General features: G+C 72.3%; 18 protein-coding genes. 10 read left to right on the forward strand and 8 right to left on the reverse strand.

Features of this window, described 5'->3' with window-relative positions; all coding sequences use genetic code 11:
- Positions 1-190: 190 nt before the first annotated feature.
- A complete protein-coding gene (locus tag AB0C15_RS16130) occupies positions 191-724 on the forward strand; it encodes an SUKH-4 family immunity protein (RefSeq protein ID WP_357352499.1) in 534 nt (177 codons plus the stop codon).
- 36 nt (positions 725-760) lie between these two features.
- On the opposite strand, the gene AB0C15_RS16135 is transcribed toward AB0C15_RS16130, so the two are convergent.
- Entirely contained in the window at positions 761-1,468 is a 708-nt protein-coding gene (locus tag AB0C15_RS16135) for a hypothetical protein (RefSeq protein WP_357352501.1), read from the reverse strand.
- A 59-nt stretch (positions 1,469-1,527) separates the two neighbouring features.
- Here AB0C15_RS16135 and AB0C15_RS16140 point away from each other — a divergent pair, with 59 nt between their 5' ends.
- The gene (locus AB0C15_RS16140) at positions 1,528-2,613 is read left to right on the forward strand and encodes a Gfo/Idh/MocA family oxidoreductase (RefSeq protein ID WP_357352503.1); all 1,086 of its coding nucleotides are present in this window, start codon (positions 1,528-1,530) and stop codon (positions 2,611-2,613) included.
- Positions 2,614-2,727: 114 nt separating this feature from the next.
- Complete coding sequence (locus AB0C15_RS16145) at positions 2,728-3,744, forward strand: hypothetical protein (protein ID WP_357352505.1); 1,017 nt, start codon at positions 2,728-2,730, stop codon at positions 3,742-3,744.
- 57 nt (positions 3,745-3,801) lie between these two features.
- On the opposite strand, the gene AB0C15_RS16150 is transcribed toward AB0C15_RS16145, so the two are convergent.
- Both AB0C15_RS16150 and AB0C15_RS16155 read right to left on the reverse strand, forming a co-directional pair.
- The gene (locus AB0C15_RS16150) at positions 3,802-4,572 is read right to left on the reverse strand and encodes a hypothetical protein (protein WP_357352507.1); all 771 of its coding nucleotides are present in this window, start codon (positions 4,570-4,572) and stop codon (positions 3,802-3,804) included.
- Between the two features lie 202 nt (positions 4,573-4,774).
- Positions 4,775-5,431 carry a 4'-phosphopantetheinyl transferase superfamily protein gene (locus AB0C15_RS16155; RefSeq protein ID WP_357352509.1) on the reverse strand — a complete coding sequence of 219 codons (657 nt, stop codon included), beginning with the start codon at positions 5,429-5,431 and terminating at the stop codon, positions 4,775-4,777.
- A gap of 198 nt (positions 5,432-5,629) precedes the next feature.
- Here AB0C15_RS16155 and AB0C15_RS16160 point away from each other — a divergent pair, with 198 nt between their 5' ends.
- Positions 5,630-5,899 carry a hypothetical protein gene (locus AB0C15_RS16160; protein ID WP_357352511.1) on the forward strand — a complete coding sequence of 90 codons (270 nt, stop codon included), beginning with the start codon at positions 5,630-5,632 and terminating at the stop codon, positions 5,897-5,899.
- Positions 5,900-5,944: 45 nt separating this feature from the next.
- Here the strand turns inward: AB0C15_RS16160 and AB0C15_RS16165 are convergent, their stop codons facing one another.
- The 3 genes from AB0C15_RS16165 to AB0C15_RS16175 all read right to left on the reverse strand — a co-directional run bounded on the left by AB0C15_RS16165 (position 5,945) and on the right by AB0C15_RS16175 (position 10,040).
- Positions 5,945-6,703 (reverse strand): peptidase, encoded by a 759-nt coding sequence (locus tag AB0C15_RS16165; RefSeq protein ID WP_357352568.1) that lies wholly within the window; start codon positions 6,701-6,703, stop codon positions 5,945-5,947.
- 23 nt (positions 6,704-6,726) lie between these two features.
- Positions 6,727-8,016 carry a VWA domain-containing protein gene (locus AB0C15_RS16170; protein ID WP_357352513.1) on the reverse strand — a complete coding sequence of 430 codons (1,290 nt, stop codon included), beginning with the start codon at positions 8,014-8,016 and terminating at the stop codon, positions 6,727-6,729.
- Positions 8,017-8,378: 362 nt separating this feature from the next.
- Positions 8,379-10,040 carry a phospholipid carrier-dependent glycosyltransferase gene (locus AB0C15_RS16175; protein ID WP_357352570.1) on the reverse strand — a complete coding sequence of 554 codons (1,662 nt, stop codon included), beginning with the start codon at positions 10,038-10,040 and terminating at the stop codon, positions 8,379-8,381.
- Between the two features lie 132 nt (positions 10,041-10,172).
- Between AB0C15_RS16175 and rsmI the strand changes: the two genes are divergently transcribed.
- Positions 10,173-11,021, forward strand: coding sequence for a 16S rRNA (cytidine(1402)-2'-O)-methyltransferase (rsmI, locus tag AB0C15_RS16180; RefSeq protein ID WP_357352515.1), 849 nt, complete (start codon positions 10,173-10,175; stop codon positions 11,019-11,021).
- Positions 11,022-11,036: 15 nt separating this feature from the next.
- Here the strand turns inward: rsmI and AB0C15_RS16185 are convergent, their stop codons facing one another.
- Positions 11,037-12,032, reverse strand: a complete 996-nt coding sequence (locus tag AB0C15_RS16185; RefSeq protein WP_357352517.1) for a hypothetical protein — start codon at positions 12,030-12,032, stop codon at positions 11,037-11,039.
- A 158-nt stretch (positions 12,033-12,190) separates the two neighbouring features.
- On the opposite strand from AB0C15_RS16185, the gene metG reads away from it, so the two are divergent.
- Positions 12,191-13,993: a methionine--tRNA ligase gene (metG, locus tag AB0C15_RS16190; protein ID WP_357352519.1), complete on the forward strand. Its 1,803-nt coding sequence runs from the start codon at positions 12,191-12,193 to the stop codon at positions 13,991-13,993.
- 43 nt (positions 13,994-14,036) lie between these two features.
- Here the strand turns inward: metG and AB0C15_RS16195 are convergent, their stop codons facing one another.
- A complete protein-coding gene (locus AB0C15_RS16195) occupies positions 14,037-15,284 on the reverse strand; it encodes a hypothetical protein (protein WP_357352521.1) in 1,248 nt (415 codons plus the stop codon).
- Positions 15,285-15,413: 129 nt separating this feature from the next.
- On the opposite strand from AB0C15_RS16195, the gene AB0C15_RS16200 reads away from it, so the two are divergent.
- Genes AB0C15_RS16200 through AB0C15_RS16215 form a run of 4 tightly spaced genes read left to right on the forward strand, consistent with a single transcriptional unit; the run spans position 15,414 to position 18,737 of the window.
- Positions 15,414-16,313 carry a TatD family hydrolase gene (locus AB0C15_RS16200; protein WP_357352523.1) on the forward strand — a complete coding sequence of 300 codons (900 nt, stop codon included), beginning with the start codon at positions 15,414-15,416 and terminating at the stop codon, positions 16,311-16,313.
- Positions 16,307-17,176: a 16S rRNA (adenine(1518)-N(6)/adenine(1519)-N(6))-dimethyltransferase RsmA gene (rsmA, locus tag AB0C15_RS16205; protein ID WP_357352525.1), complete on the forward strand. Its 870-nt coding sequence runs from the start codon at positions 16,307-16,309 to the stop codon at positions 17,174-17,176. Before AB0C15_RS16200 ends, rsmA begins: the two co-directional genes overlap by 7 nt.
- Before the next feature lie 32 nt (positions 17,177-17,208).
- Positions 17,209-17,793 carry a Uma2 family endonuclease gene (locus AB0C15_RS16210; RefSeq protein WP_357352527.1) on the forward strand — a complete coding sequence of 195 codons (585 nt, stop codon included), beginning with the start codon at positions 17,209-17,211 and terminating at the stop codon, positions 17,791-17,793.
- Entirely contained in the window at positions 17,790-18,737 is a 948-nt protein-coding gene (locus AB0C15_RS16215; protein ID WP_357352529.1) for a 4-(cytidine 5'-diphospho)-2-C-methyl-D-erythritol kinase, read from the forward strand. The genes AB0C15_RS16210 and AB0C15_RS16215 overlap by 4 nt, the downstream gene beginning before the upstream one ends.
- Positions 18,738-18,775: the final 38 nt, after the last annotated feature.

Below are 18,775 nucleotides of genomic sequence, written 5' to 3' on the forward strand. Positions count from 1 at the left end.
TGCGATCTGGCTGTGCCGCAGGATCCGCACCGCGGATCGAAAGCGGAATCACCCGCAGATCGAAACCCCGCTGGTTGACATCACTCGTGCCTCCACCGCACGTGAAAGTGGGAGGTGCCTTCATCAGGCAGGCCTGCCGCGTCACCACCACTTGACGCTTGGAGGTGGCCCGGACACTACCCTCGTCGGCATGCCTGCTGGTGATCTTCCGTCACCTCCCACGTACGCGGCGGTCACCGCCTGGGCGGGTGCCGGCCGGGTGGTGCGTGCTCCTGAGCTGGACGTGGCGAGGTGGCGGCTTCCCGAGCCGCAGAAGGCCGCGCTGGTCTCCCCTGGGGTGCCGCTGATCGACGACGTCGTCGGCGCGGTGTCGTTCGGCGCGGAGCCGACGAGGTACCGGTTGGCGGCCCTCGGCAACCCGGGCTGTGTGTACGCCGCCGTGCCGAGGACCGGTGAGGTGCACCTGTGGTCGTCGGACGGCAGCGCCCAGTTCGTCAACTCGACGGTCGTCCACTGGCTCTGTTCGCTGCACATGGTCGGTAGCTGGCTGACCAGCTCGACCGTCATCGACCGCTGGGACGAGGACGAACAGGCCGAAGAGCAGGCGCTCGCGGAGCTCGCCGACCTGTTGGAACGCATCAGGGTCCTTGACCCGCCCGCGTTCGGAGCCGGCGACCATACGACCCACTTCTGGCCCGGGACGCTCGACAGGTGGCTCTACTGACCGAGTCTCCGGGTGCACCGAGCCGGCACTCCGTCCTCAGGAGAAGCGTTCGGTGGTGACGGGTATCAGGCCGTGCCCGCGCAGGACCGTCGTCAGCTCGGCCAGGGTCGAGCCCACCGCCTCGGTCGCATCGGTGCTCAGCAGAGCCGTCAGGTCCAGACCCCAGGCCAGGTGCCGGCCGACCCGTCGCAGCTCCCAGGTGATCTGCTCGGTGCCGGTGTCGCGGCGACCGCTCGCGGCCGACCCGCTCGGGCAGTCCGCAGGTGTCCGCCAGGCCGTCCGCAGGCTGGTCATCTGCTCGGCGTCCAGATCCTTGACGAAGAGAACGCGGTACACCCGCCGTTCGTGGAAGCCGGCCGGCGGGTGGGCCGGGCCGAGCCGCAGCGGCGCGGTGGTGGCGATCGGCTGGTGGTCGCGGAAGTGCGTACGGAGCACCGTCTCGCCCGGTAGTTGCCCGCCACCGAGCGCGCGATAGACGGCCTCGGCCCTTTGGCGCGAGGCGGGGAGCACCCGCGCCAGCACCTCGGGGTCGGTGCGCATGCCGCGGCTCAGCGCAGCAGCACTCCACCAGCCGACAGCCGGAGTCCAGGCTGCGCTGTCCAGCCCGGTCGTGGTGAAGTCGTGGTGGCGGGTGAACTCCTCGACGAGGATCCCCTCCACAGTGGGATTCGGGGCACCGACGCCTACCAGGTGGTAGTCAAGAAGCGCCGGCACGGGTGCGGTGCCCAACAGGTCGGTGCTCATCGGCGCAACCGTAGCGAATGAGAACGGTTAGCATCCGGACCTCTACGTGAGGAGCGCGGATGGCAGCGGTGGCGCAGACCCGGTTCGGCCTCGTCGGCAGTGGCTGGCGAGGGGAGTTCTTCCTCCGGCTGGCTCGGCTGCTCCCCGAGCGGTTCCGGGTGACCGGGGTGGTGACGCGTACCGAATCGCGGGGAGCTGCCGTGACCGCCGACTGGGGCGTGTCGACCTTCCGCACGACTGCGGAGTTGCTCGCCCACGAGCGGCCGGACTTCGTCATCGTGTCGGTGCCGTGGCCGGTGACACCCGAGGCGACCAGGGAGTTGGTCGCGGCCGGCGTACCGGTGCTCGCCGAGACGCCACCCGCCCCCGACCTGGCGGGTCTGCGGTCGCTCTGGGCCGACGTCGGAGGCAGCGGCCTGGTGCAGGTCGCCGAGCAGTACCTGCTGATGCCCGGGCACGCGGCCCGGCTGGCGCTGGTCCGCGCCGGGGTGCTCGGGGAGCCGACCTCGGTCCAGATCTCCTCGACCCACCTCTACCACGCGGTGTCGCTGATCCGTGGCCTGCTCGACGTGGGGCACGACAGCGCCGAGGTCAGCGCGCGTGCCTTCGCCGCGCCGCTGGCCAACCCGCTGTCGCCGGCCGGCTGGAGCGGCGACGACACCCCGCAGCAGCTCTCCACCACCCTCGCGACGATCGACTTCGGCGGGCGGATGGGGTTGTACGACTTCACCGACAACCAGTGGTGGAACCCGCTGCGTACTCGTCGGTTGGTGGTGCGGGGCTCCCGCGGTGAGCTGGTGGACGACCGGGTGGTCCGCCTGGTCGACCCGACCACGCCGGTGGAGTCGTTCCTCACCAGACGTCAGACGGGTCTGGACCTCAACCTGGAGGGGCTGGACCTGAAGCACATCAGCTTCGACGGCGACGTGGTCTACCGCAATCCGTTCGTCGGCAGCGGGATGTCCGACGACGACATCGCGGTGGCCGACGTCATCGCCCGCGCCGGGGCGTGGGCGCGGGAGGAGGGGCCGGCGCCGTACCCGCTCGCCGAGGCATGCCAGGACCACCTGATCAGCCTCGCCATCGAAGAATCGGTACGCACCGGCGAACCGGTCGTCACCGGCCGACAGCCGTGGGCGCGGTAGGCCCGAACTGTGTCGTTTGGCCGACAGGCTGCAACCACGTCGGCAGATCAAAAGTGAAACCGGGTATCAGCCGATGCCCGGGACCACCACTCGGGCCCCACACGGGGAGCAAGGATGAATCGAAGCACTCGACGCAGGATGCTCGCAGCCACCGCAACCGGTCTGCTGGCCACCTCGCTCGGCGTCGCCGTCTCCGCCACGGCGACCGCCGCGCCCGGCGGGACGGCCTTCCGCACCTGCAAGATCAGCACGCTGCCGTACCCGGCCGACACCTATCGTGCCGACGCGACCGCGATCGACCCGACGGGGCGCTACGTCGCGGGCAACGCGCTGCGGGTCCGCGAGACCGGCAACCAGTACCTGCTGCTGTTCTGGGACGGGCAGCGGGTCACCGAGGTGGAGTCGCGCAGTGACGCCGCCCCCGCCGACATCAACGCCGACGGCGTGGTGATCGGCAACGGTTGGGGGGAGAACGGCCAGGGGCAGCCGTGGCGGTACCGCAACGGCAAGCTCGAGCAGTTGCCGGTGCTGCCGTCCAGTGGCATCTTCGTCAGCGCCATCAACGACGCCGGCGACATCGTCGGCTACGGTACCGACATCGTTGCCGGGGAGTTCGTCGCGCTGCGCTGGCCGGCCGCCCGTCCGGGCACCGTCGAGGTGCTCGACGCCCCGGTCGACGCCCAGGCGGGTGGGATCACCGACAACGGGACCATCGTCGGCAGCGCCGGGCCCTTCGGGGACTGGAACAGCTGGGTCCGCAGGCCGAACGGCCGGATCGACGCGCTCACCTTCCCCGGTGCCGAATGGAGCACGGCCAGCGCGGCCGCCGGCCGCTGGGCGATCGGCCAGGTGTGGCTGGGCGGCACCAGCTCGACCAGGGTGCGGTGGGACCTCCGCAACGGCGCGCACACGCTGCTCGACGCGGACATGCCGGCACTGGCCGACGTCAACGCCAAGGGCGTCGTGGTGGGCGGCGACCGGGTTGCCAGGGGTGCCACGTCCCGGGTCCTGCCGGGCGGCGGCGAGGGAGTGGGCATCGGAGCGCGGTCCATCTCGGACACGGGCACCATCGTCGGGTTCCGCAACGTCCTCGCCGACCGGGTGACTCCGGTGCGCTGGACGGGCTGCTGAGTCACCGACACCGCTGAGCGCGTGGGGCCGGCCCGGACGGGCCGGCCCCACGTCGCGTCACGGCTTCCAGGAACCGGCGGTCTGAAACTGGTCCTGGTACTCCAACGCGCCCGAGGTGTCGTGCACGTCGAACACCACACTGCCGGTGCGTCTGGTGCCGGCGGTCAGGTCGTCGACGGCCGGCATCGGTTTGCCGCAGCCGGAGAAGGCACCACCGATCGCGGTGGTCTTGGTGCCGTCGGCGGCGACCCACTGGAAGTAGAGCGGGTTCGTCGACGCGGTGCCCCTGGTGACGGAGACCGTCACGTCGGCGATCACGTACACACCCTCACCGGGCTTCAGCCCGTGGGACTTGCACGGTTTGGTGGCGCTGCTGAACTTCGTCACGGTGATCTCGACGGTGCCGGCCGCACCGTTGACGACCAGGGTGTCGCCGGGTGACAGCGCACGGGTGTCGCCGTACACCGACGATGGGTTCGACGGGGTGGCCCGTGCCTCGCTCACCGTGGTCGAGGTGCCCTTGGTGCCCATCACGACCGCCACGATGCCTCCGGCGCAGGAGAGCAGGGTGAAGACTGCCGCGCTGACCGCGACCACCACAGCGGCCTTCTTGGAACGGTCCGTCTGCACCGCCGGTGGTGCGATGATCGGGTAGCCCGGGCCGCCTGGTGCCCGATATCCGCCGCCGGAGTCCGGGTGCCCGCCGGCCGCCGGGTGCGCCGCCCCCGAGAACGGTGGTTGTGGTGTCGCCGCGAACGAACGGCTCGGCTGCTGGGGGTTCGGCTGCTGGGGGTCGTGCGGCCCGACGGAGGGCTGGGGGTGGGTCACCGTACTCCTTGACGCATCGGTACGTGCGGTGCGGGAACTCTTCGACGTTACCGTGGGTGGCGGGGCGCCCGGCTGGCACGCCTGCGGGCTTCCCACCGATCGCGACCCGACACGGTTCTGGCCAGCGTGGACGATGACCTGCCGGTTACCGGGGGCCAAAGTGGATCAGTATTCCATTCATCGCTTTCAGTAACGGACGGGTTCAGCACAGCGGAAGCACAGCGGCGGTACGGACCAGCCCGTCGGCGACCACGAAGCGGCCGGTGATCATCGTCGGCGGGTCGTCGACCGCTGCGGCGGCCACCCGGGCCGGTGCGATCCGGGCGGTGAAGGTGCCAGCGTCCGGGTCGAGGTCGAGCCGGGCGTCGTGGAAGTCCAGCCAGGTGCCGACGACCGGGTACCACACCTTGTAGACGGTCTCCTTCGCACTGAAGAGCACGACCGGCCAGAAGGTCCCGCGGGGCAGCCGCGCGCAGGCCGCCTCCTCCTCGGGCAGCAGCACGAGTCCGCGTACTCCCGTGTTGACCTCGCGGTGCTGCTCGGCGTCCATCCCGACGGAGCGGATGTCGGTGGTGTGCGCCGCGGCGGCGGCGCAGTAGCCGGCGGTGTGGGTGATGGTGCCGACCACCCCGACCGGCCAGACCGGCGCGCGGTTGGCGGCGGCCGGCACGGCGGTCGGTGGCAGGCCGAGGTCGCGCAAGGCCCGGCGCGCGCAACTCCGCCCCGCGGCAAAGTCCCGCCGACGGGTCTGCACGGCCCGCTCCCCGAGGCCCGCACGCTCAGCGGGGAGCAGTTCGCCCGTCCAGTCCTCCGGCTCGGCGACGGCGACGGCGACCGTCGAGGGCAGCAGGTCACGCATTTCGCCCACCTACTGGTCGGTAGGAATGACGCATCGGGTCAACCGTCAACTTTCCGACTCCCACGACCGCCGAAGGTACCGCAAAGATGTAACACCGGAGGGACGCGCAGCGCCATCCCTGATGGCTCCGGGGGGACCACCATCAATGCTGGCCGGCACGGCAGCCGCCAGTCCCGTGGACATCTGGAAGGACGTGCGATGACCGACGGTGCGAAACAGCCGGTGGTGCGTGCTGACGAACACGCCCCGAAGACCCCCTGCTGGAGCTGCGGCTCCTGCGGCGACGAGTGGCCGTGCGCGACGAAGCGCACCCGGCTGTTGGCGGAGTACGGGGGTGACCGCGCCATGCTCAGCGTCTATCTGGGCTCGTGCCTCGCCGCTGCCACCGAGGACCTGCGCGCCGCCCCGGTGATGTCGCTCCAGAGTCGGTTCATCGGCTGGCTGCCGCGCGGCTCCCGGCGTCGTTGAGCCGCTGGCGGCCCCGCCACCGGGCGGGGCCGCCAGCGGGGGCGCTCAGCGACGTCGCGGGCGCCGGGTCATCGCGAAGCCGAACACACCAGCTACCGCGGCGAGGGCTCCACCGATGCCGGTCCAGACCCAGCGCGAGCCCAGATCCGGCAACCAGTCCGTCAGCGAGTCGCCCTCGTCGTCGGCCTCCGCCTCCACCGGGGGTACGGCGTTGAGCACCGTGCCGGCCTTGGTGTTCGGCACCAGCGGCGCGGCCAACTCGCCGTCGTCGGCCGAGGAGCCGCGGTCGGCAACGGTGCCGACCAGCAGGTCGACGTCGATCGGTGCGCCCAGATCCGGCTCCGGTAGGTCGATCACGGAGAGCCGGATGACGTACGTGCCGGGCAGCGGATCGGCGGACCAGGGCTCGGCCCACGGTCGTACCTCGCGCAGCGTGCACCCCAGCGCCACGTTCGACGCCTTGGCGTCCACTGTCGGGGTCTGTGCCCCCGCCGTGCACGCCTGGCGTCGGCGGAGCCCGTCGAAGACGTCCACGGTCCACGTGGAGGCCCCGCTGCGTCCCTTCGGGAAGGTGACGGTGGCGGTGATCTCGTGTACCTGGCCGGCAGTCGCCGGGAACGACCAGTAGAGGTGGTCGCCGATCGAGGCGTCCACCCGTACCGGCTGCCCGGCGGTGATGGGGGTGGCGGTGAGGAACGACGTGCCGGCGCGGTTCACCGGCGTGGCACCCGGGGAGGGGGTCGGCGCGGCGACGGCCGCGGCGGGCACCAGGGCGACCCCGCCGACGGTGAGCAGCACCGCCATCGACCGGAACAGTGCGGTACGCATCAGTTTTCCCTCCAGGTGGCGACCCACCAGCGGGTGAGCAGCCCGGCGAGCAGCCCGGTGATCAGCCCGACGACGGTGAGCAGGGCGAGCAGCACCCAGCCCCGGCCGAGGTCCGGCCCGTCCGGTGCGGGGGCGGCGGCGACCACGTCGATGGTCAACTCGAGCGGCATGCCCGGGGTCGCCGCGGTGCCCGGACGCGGGGCGAACGAGTTGCTCACCACCAGGCAGACGGTGGTGGGCTCGACGACCGGCGCGGCGCTCTCTGCGGGCTCGGCCTCTTCCTCTTCCTCGTCGTCGGCGGTGGCCGACCAGCGCAGCCCGGCGGAGAGCACGTCGGCCCGTCCGCTGCCGGCGTCCGCGCCCCGGACGAGTTCCCGGCCGTCGGCTGCGGTGGCCCGCAGCAACACCCCGTAGTCGCGGTTGACGGCTCGGTCCAGCGCCATGCTCACCGAGGCCCGCAGCTCCTGCCCGGGCCGGATCGGCACCCGGTAGTAGCGGTGCTCGGAGAACGTCTCCCGGTCGGCGTAGACACCGGGGGCCAGCAGCGGCGCCGAGTCGCACGCGCTCGTACCGCCCACCACCGTCGGTGCCCGGGTGTGCGTGTCGCCGGCCCGCTCGACGAGCTGTTTGATCCGGTCGGTCAGCTCCTCGGCGCTCTGCGCGGCGGTGTAGGTCCCACCGGTCGCGCCGGCGATGCAGAGCAGTTGCCGGCGGACCTTCTCGTCGGGGGCCAGGCCGAGGGTGTCGACGACCAGGCTGGTGCCCTTGGCGGCCAGTTCCCGGGCCACCTCGCACGGGTCCGGGGGAGCGCAGGTGTCCTCACCGTCGGTGATCAGCACGATCCGTCGGGTGGTGGACCCGGCGCCCAGGTCCTGCGCGGCGGAGCGCAGTGCCAGCCCCACCGGAGTGAACCCGGTTGGTCGGAGCGTCGCCACCGCTGCCTTTGCCGCGGTGCGGTCCACCGGACCGACCGGCACGATCTGCTGGGTGTCCTGGCAGCCGACCTTCTTGTCCTTGCCGCGGTAGGTCGCACCGAGCACCCGGATGCCGAGCTGTGTCTCCTCGGGTAGCGCGTCCACCACCTCGTTGAAGGCCTGCTGGGCGACCGCGATCCGGGTGCGTCCGTCGATGTCGGCCGCGCGCATCGACCCGCTGACGTCGAGCACCAGCTCGACCCGGGGTGGCTCGGGTGCTGGCTCCTCGTCGGCCCGGGCCGGGGCGGGCCCGGCGAGCGCGGTGGTCGCCAGCAGTCCGAGAAGGACCGCCGTCGATCGTCTGAAGTTGATCACGGCCCGCAGTGTAGTGAGATCCACTTTGGATGATCGTTCGGGTGCGGGAGTGCGGAGCCGGCGGCTCCGGCCCGGCCACGATCACCGTCGACCGGTCGCGACCGCGCTCAGGGTCCACGCCGGGTCACCCTCGGTCAACTGTGTGAGGGGAGGTGTCGGCCCGGCCGGCATCCGTCGGAAATCTGACCCAAGTCGACCCGTTGTGCCGGTGGTGCGTGGTGGTTAAGCTCTTCATGCGCGCCCCAATCGCCCGCTTCCCCCGTGGCAGGCGATCGGGGCGCGCGTCTTTGTGAGAAGGGCCCGCACGCTCAGCGTGCGGGCCCTTCTTCCGTCGCGCTGTGCGGCGCGTCGCTTTTCGATGCTTATATCCACCGACCGTCGAGCCACATCCGGGACAGCCAGTCCGAGTACGGAATCCACTTGCCGACAAAAATCGGATAGAAGTACGCGAAGCAGAGCGCCACCAGCAGCACGTACGCCCCCGCCGCGATGCTGCCCACCAGTCGGCGCTCATAGCTCGGGTCACCCGGCACCAGCGGGGTCACCGCACCCACGTCACCCCCGTCGGGCGCGATCAGCGCGCCCAGCACGTACACCACGGCCAGCACCAGGAACGGCACCGCCGGCGCGGCGTAGAACGAGAACATCGTCCGGCCGTCGAGGGCGAACCAGAACCACGGCAGCAGCCCGGCGGCCACGGTGAGCAGGATCGCGCCGGCCCGCCAGTCCCGACGGGCCACACCCAGCCAGACCAACGCCACCAGGGCGGGCAGGAACGACCACCAGAGCAGCGGAGTGCCGAGCAGCAGGATCTCGGAGGCGCAGCTCGACGCGCCGCACGCGCCGTTGTTGGTCCAGTGGAACGCCACCGGCCGACCCAACAGCAACCACTGCCACGGCCAGGACTGGTACTTGTGCGCGTCGTCGAGTTGGGCGTGGAAGCCGTACGCCGCCCGGTGGTACTCGAAGAGGTTGATCAGTGGGCCGATCACCGGGCGGTCGCTGAGCGGGGCACTCGGGTAGGCCGACGCGAGCCGGTAGTAACCGTCGTCGGTGAGCAACCAACCCGACCAGGTGGCGAGGTAGGTGCCGACCATGAGCACGCCCGCGAGCACCAGCCAGGGCAGCTCGTCGACGAGCGTGTCCCGCCAGGGGCGGCGGACTCCCGCCGAGCGGCGGACGCCGACCTCCCAGAAGATCACCAGCAGTGCGAAGGCCGGCACGAAGTAGAGGGCGCTCCACTTCACCGCGCAGGCGCAGCCGATCAGCACCCCGGCCGCCAACCGCCACCACGGCCAGGTGCGCCAACCGGTCGGCGGCCGGCCGGCGCGGCCCGGCTGGCTCGGATCGAGCCCGTCGTCCAGAGCCCGTGCCCACCGTCGGCGGCGGGCGTCCCGGTCGAGCACCAGCGCGCCGAACGCGGCCAGCACGAAGAAGAGCAGGAAGATGTCGAGCAGCGCCGCCCGGGACAGCACCAGGTGGAAGCCGTCCAGGGCGAGCAGCAGGCCAGCCGCGCAGCCGAGCACCGTGGACCGGAACATCCGCCGGCCGATGCGGATCAGCAGCAGCACCGACAGCGTGCCGATCACGGCCGCCGAGAAGCGCCAGCCGAACTCCGGGGCGGTGGTCATCAGGTGCCCCGGGACGGAGACCTTGGAATCGGCGTCCTGGTAGCCGAACGCCCACTCGCCGACGCCGATCAGCCACTTGCCCAGCGGAGGGTGCACCACGTACGACGGGACGTTGTCCTTGTAGTTCCACTCCACGCCGCGGGAGATCAGCCCGTAGGCGTCCTTGGCGTAGTAGGTCTCGTCGAAGATCTTGCCCTTCGGGCTGGACAGCCCGACGAACCGCACGATCGCCGCGATCGCCACCACCACCGCCGTGGCCAACCAGGAGAATCGGTCGACCTGGCTGTCGACGGTGGCGAACCGTCGCCGGACCATGGCGGCCACCCCGCCGCCCTCGGCGCTCGGCGCCGTCGGCTCCTGGGTGGCACTGGGCTCGCCCTGCACCTGGATCATCTTGTCCGGATCGGCGCTCGGGCTCTGCGCTGTCGACGCACTCGTCACCCGGCGATCGTAGGCTGCCAAGGTGTCCGGTGGCGTCCGTCGTCCCCGATACCGGTATTCCCAGTCAGTGAAGGAGACGAATCTGTGGGTGAAATGTCCGAAGTTGGGCGCCTGATCCTGCTCGGTGCTCCGCTCGGCAACCCCGCCGACGCCTCGGCCCGGCTCCGGGAGGTGCTGATCAGCGCCGACGTGGTCGCCGCCGAGGACACCCGGCGACTCACCCGGCTGGCCCGCGATCTCGACCTCACCGTGGGCGGTCGGATCGTCTCCTACTTCGAGGGCAACGAGGAGCGGCGCACCCCCGAGCTGGTCGAGGCCATCCTCGCCGGGTACGTGGTGGCGCTCGTCACCGACGGTGGGATGCCGAGCGTCTCCGACCCCGGCTACCGGCTGGTCCGCGCCGCGTTGGAGGTCGGGGCGCCGGTCACCGTCGCCCCCGGGCCGAGCGCGGTCACCACCGCGCTTGCCGTCTCGGGGCTGCCCTGCGACAGGTTCTGCTTCGAGGGCTTCCTGCCCCGTACCCCCGGCGGCCGTCGGTCCCGGTTGCGCGCGCTCGCCGCCGAGGAGCGCACCCTGGTCTTCTTCGAGGCGCCGCACCGGATCGGGGCGACCCTCACCGACCTGGCCGACGCGTTCGGGGCGGACCGGCCGGCCGCGCTCTGCCGCGAACTCACCAAGACCTACGAGGAGGTGCTCCGCCGCCCGCTCGGCGAGCTGGCCCGGTGGGCCACCGAGGGTGCCCCGCGCGGAGAGATCACGCTGGTGGTGGCCGGAGCGCCGGTGACCGCCGCCGAACGCCCCGACGACGACACCCTGCGCGCCGCCGTCGCCGAGCGGGAGGCCGCCGGCCGGTCCCGCCGGGACGCCATCACCGACGTCGCCACCGAGTACGCGCTGCGCCGCCGGGAGGTCTACACGATCGTGCACAGCTGACCGAGGTGGTTGTGGTCACCACGCGGTAGCCAGGAAGCCGACCGTGATCAGCGTGGGGCCGGCGACGGCGGCGACCACCGCCCAGCGACGGTGCCGGCGGCCCGGCAGTCGGGCCGATCCGGTCCACCTGACGATGCCTGCGGCGCAGCCGAGCACCACGAGCAGACCGGGCAGCCAGCGCAGGTGCCGGCCCAGGCCGACGTCCGCGTACGCGGTGCCGCTGTCCGGGCCGGTCATCCGCGCGGGCATCGGCGTACCGGCCGCGCTCCCGTCGACGGGCACGCCGCTGACCCGGACACCGTGGGCGACGAACCGGCCGTCCTCGGCTGTGAAGATCCCCCGGCAGCGTTGGGTGAGCCCGCCGCCGGTGCAGGCGTCGATCACCACGGTGCCCGTCCGGGCGTGCCCGACCGCGAGCCAGAACGGGCCGGCGCTGACCCAGGCGAAGAAGGCCGTGACCAGGCTCAGCACCACGAGCGCGGCGAGCCCGGGCAGTGGATCCGGCGGTGGGGGCGTACGCCGGGGTGCCCGGCGCTGCGCCAACCGGAAGCCGTGGGCCCGCTGCGGCGCGGGGTCCTTGCGGACCGGGGTGCCGTCCCAGTGCACCTGTTCGATGGGTGCCCAGAACGCCCCGCCGTCGTCGTCAGGCGTGTCTCCGTCGGGCCGGTGGTCCCGCTGCCGGCGACCCTGCTTCCGGATCGGCACCCGACGTGGCACCGCGTCCACCGGCGCGCCGGTGGTCGGCTCCACCTCGACCGACTCGGGGCTGGCGGGCACCGGGCTGACGGGCACGGAGCCAGCCGGTGGGCCCGACGAAGCAGGCCGGGCCGAGGTGGCGGACCGCCCAGCCGGGGTGGGCCGCTGCGCGCCCGGGTCGGCGCCGGGCACCAGCCGGGGTTGCGGCGCGACCCCGGTGACCCGAGGCGCGGCGGGCTCAGGCCCCACGTCGTCGCCGACCGCCGCCCCGGTGGGACGGTCCTCGTGGTCCCGCGCCGCTCCTCTGCCCGTCACGACGTTCATTGCACACCGCTGCGGGAGGCGAAACGGGCAGCTGAGCCGCGTGTCGACGACAAATCGGACCAACGGGCGAGACGGTCGGCCCGGTCCGCCGGTCGGGCACCCCCTATTGGTTCGCGGACGCCCCGGACGGGTCACTAGGCTTGCTGCTCATGAGTCACGTTCTCGCGGCAGTGGCCTGGCCGTACGCCAACGGCCCCCGCCACATCGGCCACGTCTCCGGTTTCGGCGTTCCCTCCGACGTCTTCGCCCGGTACATGCGGATGGCCGGCCACGACGTGCTCATGGTCTCCGGCACCGACGAGCACGGCACCCCGATCCAGGTGCAGGCGGACGCCGACGGGGTGACCCCGCGCGAGTTGGCCGACAGGTACAACAGGGTGATCGTCGAGGACCTGCACGGCCTCGGTCTCACCTACGACCTGTTCACCCGCACCACCACCCGCAACCACTACGCGGTGGTGCAGGAGCTGTTCGAGGGGATGTACCGCAACGGCTACATCGTGCCGAAGACCACCATGGGCGCGATCTCCCCGTCCACCGGGCGCACGCTGCCCGACCGCTACATCGAGGGCACCTGCCCGATCTGCGGGTACGACAGCGCCCGTGGCGACCAGTGCGACAACTGCGGCAACCAGCTCGACCCGATCGACCTGATCAACCCGAAGTCGCGGATCAACGGGGAGACTCCGAAGTTCGTCGAGACCGAGCACTTCTTCCTGGACCTGCCGGCCCTGGCCGAGGTGCTGCGGCAGTGGCTGGACACCCGCGAGGGGTGGCGGCCCAACGTGCTGCGGTTCTCCCGCAACCTGCTCGACGACCTCCAACCCCGGGCGATCACCCGGGACCTGGAGTGGGGCGTGCCGATTCCGCTGGACGGCTGGCGGGACCGGTCGGACAAGCGGATCTACGTGTGGTTCGACGCCGTGATCGGCTACCTGTCCGCCTCGATCGAGTGGGCCCGTCGCTCCGGCGATCCGGACGCGTGGCGGAAGTTCTGGTCCACCGACGGGGAGGGCAAGGACGCCCGCTCCTACTACTTCATGGGCAAGGACAACATCGTCTTCCACTCGGTGATCTGGCCGGCGCTGCTCTCCGGCTACTCCGGGGAGGGCTCCCGCGACGGCGAGCCGGGTCAGTTGGGTCGACTCAACCTGCCCACCGAGGTGGTCTCGAGCGAATACCTGACCATGGAGGGGCGCAAGTTCTCGTCGTCCCGCAAGGTGGTCATCTACGTCCGTGACTTCCTGGAGCGCTACGACGCCGACGCGCTGCGCTACTTCATCGCCGCCGCCGGCCCGGAGAGCAACGACACCGACTTCACCTGGGCCGAGTTCCTGCGCCGCAACAACGACGAACTGGTCGCCGGCTGGGGCAACCTGGTCAACAGGTGCGTCTCGATGGCCGCGAAGAACTTCGGGACGATCCCGCCGGTCGACCCGGCCGGGCTCACCGAGGCGGACGAGGCGCTGCTGGCGGTGGCGCGGGCCGGGTTCGACACGGTCGGCGACCTGATCGGCCGGCACCGACAGAAGCAGGCGATCGGCGAGGCCATGAAGGTGGTCGCCGAGGCCAACAGGTACCTGTCCGAGCAGGCGCCGTGGAAGCTCAAGGACGAGGCGGACAAGCCCCGGATGGGCACCATCCTGCACGTCGCCCTCCAGGTGATCAGCGACGCCAACACGCTGCTCACCCCGTTCCTGCCGCACTCCGCGCAGCAGGTGCACGAACTGCTGGGCGGCACCGGCGTGCACGCCCCGATGCCGGTGATCGAGCAGGTAGACGACCTGGACGGCGGTCCGGCGTACCCGGTGCTCACCGGGGACTACACCGTCGGCGCGCGCTGGGAGTCGGTGTCGATCGAGGCGGGCCGTGCGCTGGCCGCGCCGAAGCCGGTGTTCCGCAAGCTCGACCCGTCGATCGTCGACGAGGAGTTGGCCCGGCTCTCCGACTGACCGCACGACGCGCGGCGGCGGGACGTCCCACCGCCGCGCGTCGTCACATCGAATACCGGGCGTCCATCACCTGGTCGTCGGTCACCTCGGCGCCCGGTGCCCAGGCCTCGTAGACGCCGCGTTCCTGGCACTGCGCGCCGGTCGTGACCACGGTGTCCGGGTTCGGGTAGCGCAGGCGCAACCGCAGCCAGCCGGCCTCCTCCCGCAGCACCAGGCACGGCACGCCCCGCCACTGGGCGAACCGGACCCGACGAGCCACCGCGTCCACCGGGTAGCGGGCCGCCCGGGTCATCGCCAGCACCCGGAACCCACCGGGCAGGTCGGCGACCGCCTCGTACTCGTCCTCGCCGTACATGCCGACCAGTTGGGTGGAGCGGGGCGCGTCGGCGTTCGGCACGTACTCCTGGTCCGGGGACAGACCCGCCACCCCGGCCAGCAGGTGTCGCCACTGCGGGCCCACCATCCGCAGCCAGCCGCGCTGCTCGGCCTGGTAGGTGTAGAGGACCACCTCCACCCCCTCCGCCGGGTAGGCGAGGAGGGCGGCGTTCGCCGGCATCGGCAGGTCGGCGAAGTCCCGGGTGATGAACTCCGGGATGAGTTGACCGTTGCTGGGCGCGAAGCCGGTGCCCAGCACCGGGGCGCCGAGCCGGTCCCGGGCGGCGAGCGCGGTCAGGCCGCGGTGTGCCGGGCCCGCCGGCACGTCGTAGTCGCCCGGGTCGGACGCGCGCCAGCGCAACGCGTACGCCACCTCCGGGCCGTCCCGGCCGGCGTCCCCATCGGTACGCAGCACCGTCGTCGTCGCCGGCGTACGCAGGTGCGCCACGTCGTGCTCGCGGTAGCAGAAGCCGTGCGGCAGCCAGCCCCGTAGATAGCCGGCGAGCTGCTGGGCCGAGAGCACCTTCACCATCCGGGTGCCCCGCCGGACCACCGCCGAGGCGCGGGCCATCGCCAGCATCGGGTCACCCGCCGCTGCCGGCTGCTGGCTGAGCTGGTGCAGGTACGCCCAGCCCCGCTCGCGGTGCGCGGGCATCAGCAGCGGCGTCTCCGGCTCGTCGGCCGGCTCGGTCGCCCCGTGCACGGCCGTCACCTCGGTGACGTGCACGAAACGCCGCCACGGCAGGGCGCTTCCCGGGCGGGGCGCCCACTCGAAGCCGGTCACCTCGTCGGCGCTGAACAACTCGTACGCGGCGCCTCGGGCGATCTCCTCGGCCGGGTACACGCCGCCGCCGAAGGCCACGTGCAGTCCGGTTCGTTCGTCGGCGGTGCCACCGGCCTGGGGGGTGACGCTCATGCCGTCACCTCCCTGCTCGATCGGATGCGGTCCGCACGCTGTCGCGCCCGCTCGGTGGCGACGGTAGAGTCGCGCGACGTAGTCGGGGTGAACGTCGGGTGGCGGGCAGATGGACAGGCCCGGTGTGTGATGCTGTCGCTGATGAGCGAGCCCACTGAATCCCGCCGCGAGCGTGCCGCCCGGCGGGCCGGAGAGTTTCCGCCCGCCCCCGAGTCGCTGCCCCGGGCGGTGCTGGACAGCCACACCCACCTGGACCTCACGGTCAGCGAGGCCGGTGTGCCCGGCGGCGGGCCGGCCGACGACCCGGTGGCCGTGGCCATCGCGTTGGCCACGAAGGTGGGCGTGGACCGGCTGGTCCAGGTGGGGGTGGACGTCGCCTCCTCCCGGTGGGGCGCGGACACCGCCGACAAGTACCCTGCCGTGCTTGCCGCCGTGGCGCTGCACCCCAACGAGGCGCCCCGGCTGAGCGATCTCGACGAGGCGTTGCGGGAGATCGAGTCGCTCGCCGCCCGCGACCGGGTCCGGGGGATCGGCGAGACCGGAATGGACTTCTTCCGGACCGGCGACGAGGGACGCGCCGCGCAGGAGGAGAGCTTCCGGGCGCACATCGCGATCGCCAAGCGGTACGGCAAGACGTTGGTCATCCACGACCGCGACGCGCACGCCGACGTGCTGCGGATCCTCGACGACGAGGGTGCGCCGGACCGGGTGGTGCTGCACTGCTTCTCCGGTGACGCCGACTTCGCCCGGGACTGCGTCCGCCGCGGCTACCTGCTGAGCTTCGCCGGCACCGTCACCTTCGGCAGCGCGAACGCGCTGCGCGAGGCCGCCGCACTCACCCCGGTGGACCAGATGCTGGTGGAGACCGACGCCCCGTACCTCACCCCGATGCCGTACCGGGGCCGGCCGAACGCGTCGTACCTGATTCCGCTCACCGTCCGCGCGCTCGCCGCGACCACCGGCACCGACCTGGACGACCTGTGCGCGGCCATCTCCGCCACCGGCGACCGGGCCTTCGGCCCGTGGTGAGCCTGCTCGGCCCGGCGGAGATCCGGGAACTCGCCACCCGGCTGGGCGTCGCGCCCACCAAGAAGCTGGGTCAGAACTTCGTGCACGACCCGAACACCGTGCGCCGCATCGTCACCGCCGCCGGCCTGACCCCCGACGACGTGGCCCTGGAGGTGGGTCCGGGGCTGGGCTCGCTGACCCTGGGGCTGTTGCCGGCCGCCGGGCACGTGCACGCCGTGGAGATCGACCCGGTGCTCGCCGGGGCGCTGCCGGAGACCGTCGCACGGCACGCCGGGGCCGACGCCGCCCGGCTCACCGTGCACCGCGCGGACGCGTTGCGAATCGCCGCCGCGCAGTTGGCCGAGCCGCAGCCGACCGCGCTGGTGGCGAACCTGCCCTACAACGTCGCGGTGCCCGTGGTGCTGCACCTGCTCGCCGTGCTGCCCACCCTGCGACACGGCCTGGTGATGGTGCAGAAGGAGGTCGCCGACCGGCTCGTCGCCGGTCCCGGCTCCAAGGTGTACGGCATCCCGTCGGTGAAGCTCGCCTGGTACGCCCAGGCCCGGGGCGCCGGCAAGGTGCCACCGAACGTGTTCTGGCCGGTGCCCAACGTCGACTCCGGCCTGGTCGCCTTCACCTGCCACGAGCCGCCCCGTGCCGACGTACCCCGGGACCGGGTCTTCGCCGTGGTGGACGCGGCGTTCGCGCAGCGCCGCAAGACCCTGCGCGCGGCGTTGGCCGGCTGGGCGGGCGGCGCGGACCGTGCCGCCGCGGCGCTCACCGCCGCCGGCGTCGACCCCGGCGCCCGCGGGGAGTCACTGACCGTCGAGCAGTTCGCCGCCATCGCCGCGTCGGCTCCGGTGGGTACGCCGGCCGCGAAGTAGGCTGTCGCCGTGCCCGCCGAGGAGGTGTACGAGTGACCGCGCAGCCGATCGAGCCCGCCGCCCACGGGATGTGGACCCCGGATCCCGTTCGGCAGCGGCTGGCCAACCACACCATCGAGGACGTGCTGGCCCTGCCCGACGACGCCCCCCGCGTCGAGCTACGTGACGGAGTCCTCGTCGTGGTTCCCTCCCCGACCTTTGGTCATCAGAACATCGGCAACCTGTTGTGGATGTGGCTGCGGCAGCACGCTCCGGCCGATTTGACGCCGGCCACCGCTGTCGGGGTGGCGATCAACTATCGGAACACTCTCGAACCCGACGTCGTCCTGCTGAAACGTCCGGTGGCGGCCGACCACCACTATTTCGAGGCTGCTCAGGTTGTGCTCGCCATCGAAGTTGTCTCGCCCGGCACCCGTCGCCGGGACCGGTTGGAGAAGCCGGCCGACTACGCGGACGCCGGCATCCCGCACTACTGGCGGATCGAGCAGGACCCGCTGCACGTGTACGCGTATGACCTGGTCGGCGGCAGGTACGAGCTGGCCGCCGCCTCCTCCGAGGAGCTGATCGTGGCCAAGCCGTTCGATATCCGCCTGCGCGTGCGGGACATCACCCCGTGACCGAGGCCTGGCGACCGGACGACGACGAGCCACGCGGGGCCATCGGCCCGGTACGGGTGCGGGTGCCCGCGAAGATCAACCTGCACCTCGGGGTGGGGCCGTTGCGCCGCGACGGCTACCACGAGCTGAACACGATCTACCACGCCATCTCGATCTACGACGAGCTGACGGCCCGTCGGGGCGACACCCTCGCCCTGACCATGGAGGGTGAGGGTACCGGCGAGCTGGCCCTGGACGACACCAACCTGGTGATCCGCGCCGCGCACGCTCTCGCCGGGTACGCGGGGGTGATGCCGCACGCCCGGCTGCACCTGCGCAAGCAGATCCCGCTCGCCGGTGGGCTGGCCGGTGGCAGCGCCGACGCGGCCGCCGCGCTGGTGGCCTGCGACGCGCTCTGGGGCACCGGGCTGTCCCGCGACGAGCTGGCCGGCATCGCCGCCGACCTCGGCTCCGACGTGCCCTTCCTGATCTACGGTGGCACCGCGCTGGGCACCGGCCGGGGCGAGGCGATCAGCCCCGTGCTGGCCCGCCCCACGTCCTGGCACTGGGTGGTGGCGATCGCCGACGTCGGCCTGTCCACCCCGGCCGCGTACCGGGAGCTGGATCGGCTGCGCGACTCCGGTGCCGCAGGCGACCCGCTGGGCAGCACCGACAACCTGCTTGGCGCGCTGCGTCAGCGCGACCCGCGGGTGCTCGCCCGGACGCTCGGCAACGACCTCCAGGACGCCGCGCTGGCCATGCGCCCGGCGCTTGCCGACACCCTGAAGGCCGGCGAGAAGGCCGGCGCGCTCACCGGTATCGTCTCCGGCTCCGGCCCGACCTGCGTGTTCCTCGCCGCCGACGCGGCGGACGCGGAACGGATCGCCGCCGAGCTGAGGGCTGCGGGCGTCTGCCGGGTGGCGCGGGTCGCGCACGGTCCGGTCGCCGGCGCCCGGGTGGGCTGACGACCCGTCCCACCGGGGCTGCCGGCGCGCGGCGCGGG

This window comes from Micromonospora sp. NPDC048835 (assembly GCF_040649995.1).
Lineage (GTDB): Bacteria > Actinomycetota > Actinomycetes > Mycobacteriales > Micromonosporaceae > Micromonospora.

Bases quoted from the DNA above. Each gene is read 5' to 3' on its own strand.
- AB0C15_RS16130 (WP_357352499.1), top strand. From the start codon at position 191: ATGCCTGCTGGTGATCTTCCGTCACCTCCCACGTACGCGGCGGTCACC.
- AB0C15_RS16135 (WP_357352501.1), bottom strand. From the start codon at position 1,468: ATGAGCACCGACCTGTTGGGCACCGCACCCGTGCCGGCGCTTCTTGAC.
- AB0C15_RS16140 (WP_357352503.1), top strand. From the start codon at position 1,528: ATGGCAGCGGTGGCGCAGACCCGGTTCGGCCTCGTCGGCAGTGGCTGG.
- AB0C15_RS16145 (WP_357352505.1), top strand. From the start codon at position 2,728: ATGAATCGAAGCACTCGACGCAGGATGCTCGCAGCCACCGCAACCGGT.
- AB0C15_RS16155 (WP_357352509.1), bottom strand. From the start codon at position 5,431: ATGCGTGACCTGCTGCCCTCGACGGTCGCCGTCGCCGTCGCCGAGCCG.
- AB0C15_RS16160 (WP_357352511.1), top strand. From the start codon at position 5,630: ATGACCGACGGTGCGAAACAGCCGGTGGTGCGTGCTGACGAACACGCC.
- AB0C15_RS16165 (WP_357352568.1), bottom strand. From the start codon at position 6,703: ATGGCGGTGCTGCTCACCGTCGGCGGGGTCGCCCTGGTGCCCGCCGCG.
- AB0C15_RS16175 (WP_357352570.1), bottom strand. From the start codon at position 10,040: ATGATCCAGGTGCAGGGCGAGCCCAGTGCCACCCAGGAGCCGACGGCG.
- metG (WP_357352519.1), top strand. From the start codon at position 12,191: ATGAGTCACGTTCTCGCGGCAGTGGCCTGGCCGTACGCCAACGGCCCC.
- AB0C15_RS16195 (WP_357352521.1), bottom strand. From the start codon at position 15,284: ATGAGCGTCACCCCCCAGGCCGGTGGCACCGCCGACGAACGAACCGGA.
- AB0C15_RS16200 (WP_357352523.1), top strand. From the start codon at position 15,414: ATGCTGTCGCTGATGAGCGAGCCCACTGAATCCCGCCGCGAGCGTGCC.